The organism is Actinosynnema sp. CA-299493, from assembly GCF_050946825.1.
Lineage (GTDB): Bacteria > Actinomycetota > Actinomycetes > Mycobacteriales > Pseudonocardiaceae > Actinosynnema.
On sequence record NZ_CP191993.1, the window covers coordinates 561325 to 573755 of the forward strand.

Here is a 12431-nt window from a genome sequence, read left to right on the forward strand (position 1 = left end):
GTGCTCTCTGTCACATGGGAGTAACAATAAGCGAGAATGTGCTGGTTAGCGGGTTGCGGCTGCGACATCCGATCTACGAGGGGTGTTCACCTGTCGTCAGGTGGGACACTGCACGGCGTGATCGAGATCGACGACCCGGCGGACCCCCGGCTGGACGACTTCCGGGACCTGTCGACGGCCGACCGGCGACCCGACCGGCCGGGTGGGCGCGGCCTGGTGATCGCCGAGGGCGTCGTGGTGGTCGAACGGCTCCTGAGCTCGCCCTACCCGGTGCGCGGGCTGCTCGGCGTGCGGCGGAGGGTCGAAGCGCTCGGCGACCTCCCCGCGCCCGCGTACGTCACGTCCGCCGAGGTCATGGCCGAGGTGGTCGGGTTCCACCTCAACCGGGGCGTGCTGGCCGCCGCCGACCGGGCGCCCCAGCCGGACGTGGCCGACCTGGTCGCCTCGTCACGGCGGCTCGCGGTGCTGGAGGGCGTCGGCGACCACGAGAACCTGGGCTCGCTGTTCCGCAACGCCGCCGCGCTCGGCATCGACGGCGTGCTGCTCGGCCCGGGGTGCAGCGACCCGCTGTACCGGCGCAGCGTCCGCGTCTCGATGGGTCACGTGCTGCGCGTGCCGTTCGCGTCGGCGCCGAACCTGACCGAAGCCTTCGAGCTGCTGCGCCACAACGGTTTCGCGGTCGCCGCGCTCACGCCGAGGGCCGGCTCCGAGAACCTCGCCGACGCCGGGCTGCGCGGTCGCAAGGTCGCTGTCCTGCTCGGATCGGAGGGGCCGGGCCTGACGGACGAGGCCATCGCGGCGGCCGACGTCGCGGTCCGCATCCCGATGGCGGACGGTGTCGACTCGCTGAACGTGGCGACCGCGGCCGCGATCGCCTTCTACGCGATCGCCTGAACGCGCTACGTTCTCCCCGAGCACGAGCACGACCAGAGGAGGACGTAGGTGGAACTGCGGGTCCAGGACGGCCGGGCCGTGCTCGCGGGCCGTGACGACGCGGGTGAGCGGGAAGTCGACCCGCACAGCCTCCCGCTCGGCGCGGGTCTCGCCGACGCGTTGCACGAGTGGGCGAAGGTGGCCGACGCGCTGACGCGGACCGACGCGCCCTCCGACGGCGTCGCGAGCGCCCTCGTGACCAGGCGGGGACGACAACTCGCGGGAAGGCTGGCGGCTGACATGGGCACACCGGTGGAGTACACCGATCCCGTGAGCGGTGAGTTGGTGGTCGTGGACGCTCCGCCCGGTGAGGCGGAAGAGGCCGCGGGGGTTGGCGGGGCGGCGGGGGTTGGCGGGGCCGAGGGGGCGGGTGAGCCGGGTGAGGCCGGTGACGTCGCGGAGGGGGAGGCCGGGGAGCCGGAACCCCAGGAGGAGACCCCCTGGGGCACCGGGCTCACGGTCAGCTTCATCGTCGCCGCCGTGGTGACGTTCACCGTCTACACGCTGTCGGTCGGGCTGGGCGAGACCAGCCAGTGGCTCGCGTTGCTGGCGAACGTCCTGGTGGTCGGCGGCATCACCCCGTCCGTGTGGCTGGCGCGGAAGGTGCCGGTGTGGCGGTGGGTCGCGTACGGCGTGGTGGCGGGTGTGCTGGCGGCGTGGTTGTCGTTGCTGCTGACGACCCTGCTGTGAGCTGACGCCCTGCTGTGAAGCCGACGACCCTGCTGTGAGGCCGACGACCTCGCCGTGAAGCCGACGGTCCCGCGGTGAGGTGGGGGCTCAGGCCAAGGAGTCCCGCCAAGCGGTGTGCAGCGCGGCGAACCGGCCGCGCCCGCCGATCAGCTCCTCCGGCGTGCCGTCCTCCACCACCCGGCCGCCGTCGAGCACCAGGACCCGGTCGGCGATCAGCACGGTGGAGAGCCGGTGGGCGATGATGAACGCCGTCCGCTCGGCCAGCACGGTCTCCAGCGCGCCCTGCACCGCGCGCTCGGTCGGCACGTCCAGGCTGGACGTCGCCTCGTCCAGCACCAGCACCGCCGGGTCGGCCAGGAACGCCCGCGCGAACGCCACCATCTGCCGCTGCCCGGCCGAGAGCCGCCCGCCGCGCTTGCGCACGTCGGTGTCGTAGCCCTCGGGCAGCGCCCGGATGAAGTCCTCCGCGCCGACCGCCCGTGCCGCCGCTTCGACCTCCTCCCGGGTCGCGGACGGCCGGCCCAGCGCGATGTTGTCCAGCACGGACCCGTCGAACAGGAAGTTCTCCTGCGTCACCATGACCACCGCGCGCCGCAGGTCGACGTCCGCGACGGAGCGGAGGTCGACCCCGTCCAGCCGCACCGAGCCCGCGGACGGGTCGTAGAACCGGGCCACGAGCTTGGCCAGCGTGGACTTGCCCGCACCGGTCGCGCCGACCAGCGCCACGGTCTGCCCGGCGGGCACGGTCAGGTCGAACGGCGGCAGCACGACGGGCGTGGAGCCGGAGTAGCGGAACTCGACGCCGTCGAACCGGACCGCGCCCTGGACGTCGCCGAGGGGAGTCGGTTCCTCCGGTTCGCGGACCTGCGGTTCCTCCTCCAGCAGACCGGAGATCTTCTCCAGCGCGGCGGTGGCCGAGGCGTAGGCGTTGGCGAACATGGCGAGCTGGTCGAACGGGTCGTAGAACCGCCGCACGTACAGCGTGAACGCGGCCAGCACGCCCAGTTCCAGCTGCCCGCCCGCCACGCGGAACGCGCCCCACGCCAGGATCACCGCCAGCGACAGGTTGCCGATCACTCGGACGAGTGACGTGAACGCCGCCATCACGCCCATCGCGTCGGTGTTGGCGTCGCGGAACCGCGTGTTCAGCTCGCCCATGATCTTCTCGTTGCGCCGCTCGCGCCGGAACGCCTGCACCGCGCGGATGCCGTTCATGGTCTCCACGAACTGCACGATGATCTTCGCGATCGCGCCGCGCGTGTGGCGGTAGGCCCGGCCGGACCGGCGGCGGAACCACTGGGTGAGCAGGATCAGCGGCAGGAAGCCCGACAGCACGACGAGCGCCAGCGGCACGTCCAGGTACAGCAGGACGACCGAGATGCCCAGCAGGGACAGCATCGAGGAGAAGAAGCCGTCCAAGCCCTCTTCGACCAGGTCCTGGAGGGAGTCGACGTCGCTGGTCAGGCGCGAGATGACCTTGCCAGACGTGTACTTCTCGTGGAACGAGACGGACAGGCGTTGGGCGTGCCGGAAGACGCGTTCGCGCAGGACGAGCAGGATGTCCTGGCCGATCCGACCGGTCAGGCGGACGAACGACCAGCGCAGCAGCGTGGCGGAGATCGCGGCGACGACGTAGCCGCCGACGCACCAGGCCAGGGCGTCGGGACGGCCGTCGAGCGCGGCCGGGATGCCGGTGTCGATGGCCGCGGCGATGAGGAGCGGGCCGGCCAGGTTGACCACGTTCTCCGCGATCACGATCACCAGGGCCAGGATCGCGGCCCTGGTGTGCGGGCGGATCAGCTCGCCGAGGAGACGGCGAGAGCGGGCCTGGAGCTTGACCCCGGTGGCGTGGTCGACGTCCTCGACGTCCTCGGCGGCGACGCCGCGCCAGGCTTCGTCCTGGTGGGGTGGTTGGGGTGGTTGGGGTGGTTGGGGTGGTTGCGGGTGGGTGGTCACGCGGCGACCTCCTCGTCCTCCATCGTGGACAGGAGGTTGCGGTACTCCTCGTTGTCCGCCAGCAGTTGCGCGTGCGTGCCGGTCGCCGCGATCCGGCCGTCGACCAGCATCGCCACCCGGTCGGCCAGCTGCACGGTGCTCGGGCGGTGGGCGACGACGAGCGCGGTGACGTCCTTGAGCACGCGGCGCAGCGCGGCTTCGACCTCGGCCTCGGTGTGCACGTCCAGCGCGGAGAGCGGGTCGTCCAGGACGAGCACGGCCGGGTGCCCGGCGACCGCTCGCGCGAGGGCGAGGCGCTGGCGCTGACCGCCGGACAGGGACAGGCCCTGCTCGCCGATCCGGGTGTCGAGCCCCCACGGGAGGGCGTCGACGAAGCCCTCGGCGCGGGCGACCTCAAGGGCTTCGCGGACCCGTTCCTCGCTGACGTCCTTGGCGCCGAGGGCCACGTTCTCGGTGACGCTCGCGGAGAACAGGATCGGCTCCTCGAACGCGGTCCCGACGACCCGGCGGAGTTCGGCGAGGTCGAGTTCGCGCACGTCGACGCCGTCGAGCGTGATCCGGCCCGCCGTGACGTCGGCCAGCCGGGGCACGAGCGCGGTGACGGTGGTCTTGCCGGAGCCGGTGGCGCCGACGAGGGCCACGGTCTCACCCGGTCGGATGTCCAGGTCGACGCCGCGCAGCACCTCGTTGTCCGAGCCGGGGTGGTGGTAGCGGACGTCCTCGAAGCGGACGTGCCCGCGGACGGGTGTGGTCAGCGGCTTCGGGGTGGTCGGGGTGGTGACGGTGATCGGGGTGTCGGTCACCTCGAAGTACCGCTCCAGGGCGGACGCGGTCGAGTTCGTCTCCGCCAGCAACCACCCGATCGAGTCAACCGGCCAGCGCAGGTAGGCGCTCACCGTGACGGCGGCGACGAGCGTGCCGACCGTGACGGTGCCGTTGGCGATGCCCATCGAGCCGAACGCCAGCTGACCGGCGATGCCCAGCTCGGGCAGCACGATCAGCACGGCCCACAGCGCGGCGAAGATCCGGACCTTCGTGACCTCGGTGTCGCGCAGCTCGCGCGCCTGGCGGACGAACCGCTTGGTCAGGTGCGGCCCGCGGCCGAAGGCCTTGAGCACGCGGATGCCGAGCACCGACTCCTCGACCACGGTGGTGAGGTCGCCGGACTGGTCCTGAGCACGGCGGGCGACGACCTTGAACTTCGTCTCGAACAGGTAGGACAGGGCGACGAGCGGCAGCGTGGTCACCAGCACGATCAGGCCGAGCACGGGTGACAACCAGAACAGCACGCCCAGCCCGGTCAGCACGACCAGGCTGTTGACCACCAGGAAGATCACGGCGAAGCCGACGAACCGCCGCACCTGGGTCAGGTCGGTCGTGGCGCGGGACAGCAGCTGCCCCGACTGGTAGCGGTCGTGGAAGGCCACCTGAAGGTCTTGCAGGTGGTGGTACAGCTCGGCCCGCATCCGCGCCTCGACGTCCGACGCCGGTCCGGCGATCAGCTTGCGACGGGCGTAGAACAGCGCGGCCTCGGCGCAGCCGAGCAGCACGATGACGCCGATGAGCAGCGGCAACGCGCTCAGGTCGCGGCCGGCGATCGGGCCGTCCACGATTTGTTGGGTGATCAGTGGGATGCCCAGGCCGCACGTCATCGCGAGCATGGTGGCGGCCATCGCCAGCACGACGGGTGTGCGAACGGGCTTGAGGTACGGCCACAGCCTGCGCAGAGTCGCGGCTGTGGAAGTACGGTCTTCCGACACGAGTCCCCCTCCGGTCCACCATGACGGTACGAAGGTGGACCGACAATCGGCATCCGGTTTTCGTCTCTTCGACCCTGCAAGCTGGAGCTAGGTGGAGGTCAAGGTGGAGGTCAAGTATCTCCGGGCGGAGCCGGCGATGGCGTTTCCCCGCGGTCGGTTGCTGGCGGTGAGCGGGGGGAGGTTGTACGTGCTCGCGCCCGATGGGTGGGACGTGGTCGGGGGCGTCCGGCCCGAGGGGGCGAGGCCGATCAGCCGGGAGGAGGCGGAGGGCTGGTGCCGGTTCGAGGGGTTCGGCGTGGAAGTGCTCGACGAGGTGCCGGTGCCGGACTGATCCCGTCCGGTGGAGCCGCTATTCGGGGGAGCTGCTACTTCGCGCGGCGGAGGATCGCCGGTGAGGTGACCAGGCCGGCGAGGCCGTAGCTCGCGCCGGCGAGGAGGATCAGGACGGTCCACCGGTCGCCGAGGGAGGTCAGCCGCTCGGGCGCGCCGAAGTAGTGCGCGAGGCCCAGGATGATCGGGCCGAGCAGGATGATCGGCCACACCGGGCGGATCTTCAGCAGCCAGAGCACCGGTCCGGCGACCAGGGCGCTGAACACCAGCGCGATCGGCAGGCCGACCACGACCAGCAGGATGAACCCGCTCAGGCTGGTCTCGTTCACCACCCGGTCGAGGACGCCGCTGCGGTACGCCCAGATCCAGGCGATGAGCAGCGCGGAACCGAGGACGGCCGACACGACGACGCGCAGGAGCGCCTTGACCGCGAAGCCGCCCACGGTGAGGCGTGCGGGGTGCGGCGTGTCAGTCACGGGCGGAAGTGTGGCTGACCGGCTGCCTCGCTGTCACCGGGGCGGCCAGGACGAAGCCGAGCACACCGGCGGCGACGGACCCGGCGGGGATCGAGACCCAGACGGTGAGCAGGGTGAGGACGGCGGTGAACGTGACGCCCACGGTCGCGTAGCCGAGCGGGCGGTCCTGGTGGGCGGCCCTGAGGATGACCCAGGCGATCAGCACGCCCACGACCAGGCTGATCGGCATGGCGAACAGGCCCACGGCCAGGCAGTCCCAGTCCTCGGTCGAGCAGACGGCTCCGGATGCGATGAGTTCGCGCAGGCCCCACCAGGCCGCGCCCAAACCGGCCCCCAAGACGGCGCCGACGACCAGTCGTCCCAGCATGGCGGGGGGTTACCCGGATGGGGTGGTGGTCAAGCTTGCGGGTGGGGGTGGGTTGGGGACGGGCGGGTTGGGGTTGGTGGGGCGGGGTTGGGGACGGGTGGGGTTGGGGACGGGTGGGGCGGGGTTGGGTGGGGGTGGGGTGAGTCCGGCTCGATGTGACATGGGGCCCTTACGGGCACTCCAGGCAGGCCAAAGCCGGGCAGGCCCGGCGGGAAGAGCGTCCGCCAAGCCTGCCCGGCTTCGACCAGCCTAAAGCACCCGAACCCATGTCAAATCGGGCCTCGGTGGGGATGTTGCGGGTGCGTGGCCTCCGCGATGGTGCTGGGGGGCGTTGTCGTGTTGTCAGCCTCGGGTGGAGCGGACGCCCAGGAGGACGTCTTCCCAGGAGGGGACGATCGGGTGGTTCTTCTTGCCGCGCTTGGGTGGTGGGTCCTTGCGGGGCGGTTGTTGCTTGGAGCCTGCGGCCGGTTGGTGGGGGGCCGAGGGTGGCGTCGGGGCCGGTTCCTCGGCGACCGGGGCGGGTTCGGGGGTTGGTTGGGGGTCCTGGGCCGGTGGTGGAGGGGGCGGTGGGGGCGGGTCCTCGCGGGCGAGGATTTCCGGTTCCTGTTGCTTCTCCAGTTCCAGGGCCTGGCGGGCCAGTTGGGTCACCGGGCGGACCGTGCGCAGGGTCCGGTTGGGGTTCGGGTCCATGAGTTCCATGGCGCCGTCGTCCAGCGCGGTCACCGTGCCGCCCTGGGCTCCCGGGTGGAAGGCCCAGTGCGCCAGGTTGTCCGACCGGCCGGCGGTCCAGTGGAGCTGCACGACCCAGCGGCCGTCCTCGCCTCGCCACGAGTCCCAGCTGACGTCGGCGTACTCCTGGCCGCGCAGGCCGAAGGAGTGCGCGACGACCTCGCCGAGGGTCTGCACGTCCGGGCCGTCCTCGCGGACGGGGTGGGCGCGCTGGGCCAGGTCGGCGGTGCGGGAGCGTTCGAGGAGGACGGGGTAGGCGTAGCGCTCGACGCGGTGGGCGGGCAGGCCGGCGGCGGCCGCCACCTGGGCGACGGACTCGCCGGCGCGGATCCTGGCCTGGATCTCGCGGGGGCGCATCTGGCTCTCGACCTCGATCTCGATCTGGCCGAGTCGGGTGAGGTCGCCGCGTGCCGCCGCGCGCAGCCGTTCGTCGGCGGGGAGCACGAAGCGCTCGCCGCGATCCGGGTCCTCGAGGATGACGGACTTGCCGTCGTCTTCGAGCCCGATGACTCGCAACGCACGCATCATGGCCTCCCGGATGGCTCACCTCGCCGAGTACAACGTAATCCGGCGCGCCGCCTTGACGGGGGCGACTCGCCGTGTTCGCCGATATCTTCGTGTGATCTTGCCGTATGTCGGCGGCTCGCGCACCTCCGTTAGCACAAGGTTCACCTCGCCGGCCGTGCCTACGGGTTGCCGAAGTGCCTGGTCATGACTGTGGGGGCCGTCCCCGGAAGGACGACCCCCACGGTGCGGCTCGGGGTCAGAGCTTGCCGACGACCCAGTCGACGGCCTTGGTCAGCGTGCTCACGTCGGTCGGCTCGACGGCCGGGAACATGGCGACGCGGAGCTGGTTGCGGCCGAGCTTGCGGTACGGCTCGACGTCCACGATGCCGTTCGCGCGCAGGACCTTGGCCACCACGGAGGCGTCCACCGAGTCGTCGAAGTCGACGGTCCCGACGACCTGCGAGCGGTGGGCCGGGTCGGCCACGAACGGGGTCGTGTAGGAGGTCGCCTCGGCCCACGTGTAGAGCCGCGAGGACGAGTCGGCGGTGCGGTCCACGGCCCACGTGAGGCCGCCGTTGGCCAGCAGCCACTCGATCTGGTCGTTGAGCAGGAACAACGTGGCCAGGGACGGCGTGTTGTACGTCTGGTCCTTGGTGGAGTTGTCCAGCGCCGTGGTGAGGGAGAGGAACTCCGGCACCCAGCGGCCCGACTTGCCGATCTCGGCGACGCGGTCGAGGGCGGCCGGCGACATCAGGGAGATCCACAGGCCGCCGTCGGAGGCGAAGCACTTCTGCGGCGCGAAGTAGTAGACGTCGAAGTCGGAGGGGTCGACCGGGAGGCCGCCCGCGCCCGAGGTGGCGTCGATGGCGATCAGGGCGCCGTCGCTGTTCGCGGGGCGGGAGACCGGCACGGCGACACCGGTCGAGGTCTCGTTGTGGGCCCAGCCGACGAGGTCGGCGCCCTCGGCGTAGGTGATCTCGGGCGCGCTGCCCGGGTCGGCCTTGACCACGATCGAGTCGCCCAGGAACGGCGCGTCGCCGGTGACCTTGGCGAACTTCGAGGAGAACTCGCCGTAGGTGAAGTGCTGGGCGCGCTCGCGGACCAGGCCGAACGCGGCGGCGTCCCAGAACGCGGTGGTGCCGCCGTTGCCGAGGACGACCTCGTAGCCCTCGGGCAGCGAGAACAGCTCCCGCAGGCCGGCGCGGACGGAGCCGACCAGGGACTTCACCGGCTTCTGCCGGTGGGAGGTGCCCATCAGCGCGGCGCCCTCGGCCGCGAGTGCCGCCAGGGCCTCGGGACGGACCTTGGAGGGCCCGCACCCGAACCTGCCGTCGGACGGCAGCAGGTCGGAGGGCAGGACCAACGAGGTCGGGTCGGCGGTCTGGGTCATCGCGAAGCCTCCGGTTACGGGGAGGGGGTCGGCACGACCGGCGCCGTTGCCGGGAGCGCTCAGTGTTGCAGCCGCGTGGCCGGACGGTGACAGGCGGGTGTCCCTGGTCACGTGGAATGGGTCAGGCGAGGAGGTCGAGGACCTGCGCCAGGGCGGTCCGGCGCCGGCCCGAGGCCCGCTTGCCGAACGCGTACAGGAAGGGCCACTGGGAGGCGTTCTCGTACGGCGCGGCGACGTGGCCGAGGTGCTGGAGGAGCCCGCGCGCGACGGAGATCGCGCCGGTGGCCATGCCCAGGCCGACGAACACGTCCACCTGCTGGGCCATCGCCTCGGCGGCGACCAGGCCCAGCCCGCCGCCGGTGAGGGCGCCGTCGGGGCCGCGCACCAGGTCGCGCCAGTCGTTGCGCAGGCGGCCCGAGTCGAAGTCGGCCTGCAACGTCCGCAGGAGCACGCCCTCGGTGGCCGCGCCGGACCGGACGGTGGCGCACACGCCGCTCATCCAGCGGGCGAGCAGGTCGCGGCCCTCGCCCTCGGTGAAGCCGGTCAGCGGCGCGCCGCCCGCCGCTTCGAGGCGCCCGAGCAGGTCGAGGACCTGGTCGGTCAGGTCGGTGAGCAGGGCCTGGTCGGGGAGGTCGACCGCGCCGCGCGGCTCGTCGCCGTGCAGGGTCGAGAGCAGGTCGTGGAAGCGGCTCTCGCGCGGGGAGAGGTAGAACGGGGCCTCGCCGCCGGAGAGGGTCAGCGCGTCCAGGTGGTTGTAGGCGTGCCGCAGGACGTCGGTCGCCAGGGCGCGGGGCGAGTCCCGGAACCGGCCGGCGTGCTCGACGACGCCCACCGGGAACGACCCGGCGGTGGGGCCGGTGAGGGCGGCGTGGAGGGTGCCGACCACCTCGGGGTGGAGTTCGACGTGCTCGGTGGCGCGGACGGAGCCCTGCTCGTCGGGGGCGATCACCACGCGGCGCTCCGCGAGGGGCCGGGAGGCGTCGTCGCGCGCGATGGAGCGGATGGCGTCGTCGACCTCGGTGCGCCACCCGGCGCCCGACCACTGGTGGCCGTCGCGGAACGAGCGGTCCAGCAGCCAGGGCTCGCAGCCGACGACCCTGATCCGCCCGTGCTCGACGTGGCGCACGAAGTCCGCGTCGGCGACCCGGCAGCGCGGGCTCTCCAGCAGCCGGCTCGACGGCGACCACAGGACGAGGGGCGCGCTGGTGGCGATCATCCGGTGCAGGTGCTCGTAGCCGGTCTCGCCGTACTCGCTGATGTGGCAGAACGTGCGGAACACGTCGGTGTCGGCCATGTCAGTCGGTGACCTCGCGGGGGAACGCGTCGGGGTCGGCCGGGTCGTAGGGCCGGTCCGAGGCGACGAAGAGCCACAGGTCGGCCTGGCCGTCGTTGCGGACGGCGTGGGCCCAGTTCGGCGGTGGGGCGACCACGACGCCACCCGATCCGGTGAACGTGCGGTGGTGGCTCGGGGTGTCCGGGCCGGTGTCCCAGTGCAGCGACCAGGCGTCCTCGTACACCACGGTGATCAGCTCGCCCTTGTGCGCGTGGTAGTGCCGGCCGCGCACGTGGCCCGGCCGGATGGACGCCACGTGCACGTCGGCGATCGGGCCGATCGCCGACAGGTCGGCCAGGGCGAAGCTGACGCCGCGCCGGTCGGCGGAGGGCGGCAGGTGCGTGATCGGCAGCTCCGTCACGCGATCTCGTCCCAGCCCTCCACCTCGGACGGCGTGCGGGGGCCGGGGCCGACGTACTTGGCGGACGGGCGGACGAGGCGGCCCGTGCGCTTCTGCTCCAGGATGTGCGCGGACCAGCCGGCGGTGCGGGCGCAGGTGAACATCGCGGGCATCATGTGCGGCGGCACCTGGGCGAAGTCGAGGATCACGGCGGCCCAGAACTCGACGTTGGTCTCGATGGCGCGGTCCGGGCGGCGTTCGCGCAGCTCGGCCAGGGCGGCCTGTTCGAGGGCGTTCGCGGCCTCGTAGCGGGTGGCGCCGAGCTCGCGGCACGTGCGGCGCAGCACGCGGGCGCGGGGGTCCTCCGCCCGGTAGACGCGGTGGCCGAAGCCCATCAGGCGCTCGCCCCGGTCGAGGATGCCCTTGACGTAGGACTGCGCGTCGCCGGTGCGCTCGACCGCCTCGATCATCGGCAGCACGCGGGCGGGCGCGCCGCCGTGCAGGGGGCCGGACATGGCTCCGATCGCGCCGGACATGGCCGCGGCGACGTCCGCGCCGGTGGAGGCGATGACGCGGGCGGTGAAGGTGGAGGCGTTGAGGCCGTGCTCGGCGGCGGACACCCAGTAGGCGTCCAGGGCCTTGACGTGCGCCGGGTCGGGCTCGCCGCGCCAGCGGGTGAGGAAGCGCTCGGTGATGGTGCGGCACTCGTCGATGCGGTGCTGCGGCACGGCGGGGCGGCCGATGCCGCGGGCGGACTGCGCGGCGTAGGACAGGGCCATCACCGAGGCGCGGGCGAGCTGCTCGCGGGCCTGCTCGTCGGTGATGTCCAGCAGCGGCTGGTAGTCCCAGATGGGGGCGACCATGGCCAGCGCGGCCTGCACGTCCACCCGCACGTCGCCGGTGTGCACCGGGATGGGGAACGGCTCGGCCGGCGGCAGGCCGGGCCCGAAGCGGCCGTCGACCAGCAGCGCCCACACGTTGCCGAAGGTCACGTGACCGGCCAGGTCCTCGATGTCCACGCCGCGGTAGCGCAGCGCGCCGCCGTCGCGGTCCGGTTCGGCGATCTCGGTGCGGAAGGCGACCACGCCCTCCAGGCCCGGCCGGAATCCGTCGTCCTCGGTCTGCACCACGCTGTGCGCTCCTTCTCGGCGGGAGTGAAGAGTTGACAGCACCTTGCTCCCGTTCCGACGTGCGGGCAATCGGGGGTGCGCGTGTCGTCGGTCACGATCAAGGGACCGATTCAGAGGCGGGGTAGATCGTTAAGCCCTTGTTTCGGTTCCGGGCCCTGGTGTGTTTCCCGTGGTAGACCACCGGTCATGCACCTGACACCGCACGAGCGGGACAAGCTGCTGGTCCACGTGGCGGCCGACGTCGCGCGCCGGCGGCTCGATCGCGGGGTGGTCCTGAACTACCCGGAAGCGGTCGCGCTCATCACCGACCACGTGCTCGAAGGCGCCCGGGACGGCCGGACGGTCAGCGAGCTGATGGACAGCGGCAGGCACGTGCTGGGCCGGGACCAGGTCCTCGACGGCGTCCCGGAGATGATCGAGTCCGTGCAGGTCGAGGCGACCTTCCCGGACGGCACCAAGCTCGTGACCGTGCATGACCCGATCGTGTGAG

Annotated in this window: 13 protein-coding genes; 4 read left to right on the forward strand and 9 right to left on the reverse strand. The window is 72.2% G+C overall.

The window, feature by feature from the left end; genetic code table 11:
* Positions 1-117 precede the first annotated feature (117 nt).
* Both ACQPYE_RS02790 and ACQPYE_RS02795 read left to right on the forward strand, forming a co-directional pair.
* Positions 118-894 (forward strand): TrmH family RNA methyltransferase, encoded by a 777-nt coding sequence (locus ACQPYE_RS02790; protein ID WP_498718958.1) that lies wholly within the window; start codon positions 118-120, stop codon positions 892-894.
* A gap of 48 nt (positions 895-942) precedes the next feature.
* Positions 943-1623, forward strand: coding sequence for a DUF2537 domain-containing protein (locus tag ACQPYE_RS02795; RefSeq protein WP_498718959.1), 681 nt, complete (start codon positions 943-945; stop codon positions 1621-1623).
* Between the two features lie 87 nt (positions 1624-1710).
* Here the strand turns inward: ACQPYE_RS02795 and ACQPYE_RS02800 are convergent, their stop codons facing one another.
* Both ACQPYE_RS02800 and ACQPYE_RS02805 read right to left on the reverse strand, forming a co-directional pair.
* Entirely contained in the window at positions 1711-3579 is a 1869-nt protein-coding gene (locus ACQPYE_RS02800) for an ABC transporter ATP-binding protein (RefSeq protein WP_498718960.1), read from the reverse strand.
* A complete protein-coding gene (locus ACQPYE_RS02805) occupies positions 3576-5339 on the reverse strand; it encodes an ABC transporter ATP-binding protein (RefSeq protein ID WP_498718961.1) in 1764 nt (587 codons plus the stop codon). The genes ACQPYE_RS02800 and ACQPYE_RS02805 overlap by 4 nt, the downstream gene beginning before the upstream one ends.
* A gap of 136 nt (positions 5340-5475) precedes the next feature.
* Here ACQPYE_RS02805 and ACQPYE_RS02810 point away from each other — a divergent pair, with 136 nt between their 5' ends.
* Positions 5476-5670, forward strand: coding sequence for a hypothetical protein (locus ACQPYE_RS02810; RefSeq protein ID WP_498718962.1), 195 nt, complete (start codon positions 5476-5478; stop codon positions 5668-5670).
* Positions 5671-5704: 34 nt separating this feature from the next.
* On the opposite strand, the gene ACQPYE_RS02815 is transcribed toward ACQPYE_RS02810, so the two are convergent.
* The 7 genes from ACQPYE_RS02815 to ACQPYE_RS02845 all read right to left on the reverse strand — a co-directional run bounded on the left by ACQPYE_RS02815 (position 5705) and on the right by ACQPYE_RS02845 (position 11941).
* Complete coding sequence (locus tag ACQPYE_RS02815; protein WP_498718963.1) at positions 5705-6145, reverse strand: hypothetical protein; 441 nt, start codon at positions 6143-6145, stop codon at positions 5705-5707.
* Positions 6138-6512, reverse strand: coding sequence for a hypothetical protein (locus ACQPYE_RS02820; protein WP_498718964.1), 375 nt, complete (start codon positions 6510-6512; stop codon positions 6138-6140). The genes ACQPYE_RS02815 and ACQPYE_RS02820 overlap by 8 nt, the downstream gene beginning before the upstream one ends.
* Before the next feature lie 342 nt (positions 6513-6854).
* A complete protein-coding gene (sepH, locus tag ACQPYE_RS02825) occupies positions 6855-7766 on the reverse strand; it encodes a septation protein SepH (protein ID WP_498718965.1) in 912 nt (303 codons plus the stop codon).
* Positions 7767-8004: 238 nt separating this feature from the next.
* Complete coding sequence (gene serC, locus ACQPYE_RS02830; protein ID WP_498718966.1) at positions 8005-9138, reverse strand: phosphoserine transaminase; 1134 nt, start codon at positions 9136-9138, stop codon at positions 8005-8007.
* A gap of 121 nt (positions 9139-9259) precedes the next feature.
* Positions 9260-10432 carry a hypothetical protein gene (locus ACQPYE_RS02835; protein WP_498718967.1) on the reverse strand — a complete coding sequence of 391 codons (1173 nt, stop codon included), beginning with the start codon at positions 10430-10432 and terminating at the stop codon, positions 9260-9262.
* A gap of 1 nt (position 10433) precedes the next feature.
* The gene (locus ACQPYE_RS02840; protein WP_498718968.1) at positions 10434-10832 is read right to left on the reverse strand and encodes a polysaccharide biosynthesis C-terminal domain-containing protein; all 399 of its coding nucleotides are present in this window, start codon (positions 10830-10832) and stop codon (positions 10434-10436) included.
* Positions 10829-11941, reverse strand: coding sequence for a citrate synthase 2 (locus tag ACQPYE_RS02845; RefSeq protein ID WP_498718969.1), 1113 nt, complete (start codon positions 11939-11941; stop codon positions 10829-10831). Before ACQPYE_RS02845 ends, ACQPYE_RS02840 begins: the two co-directional genes overlap by 4 nt.
* 186 nt (positions 11942-12127) lie before the next feature.
* Between ACQPYE_RS02845 and ACQPYE_RS02850 the strand changes: the two genes are divergently transcribed.
* Entirely contained in the window at positions 12128-12430 is a 303-nt protein-coding gene (locus ACQPYE_RS02850) for an urease subunit gamma (RefSeq protein WP_498718970.1), read from the forward strand.
* The last annotated feature ends 1 nt before the right edge of the window (position 12431 follow it).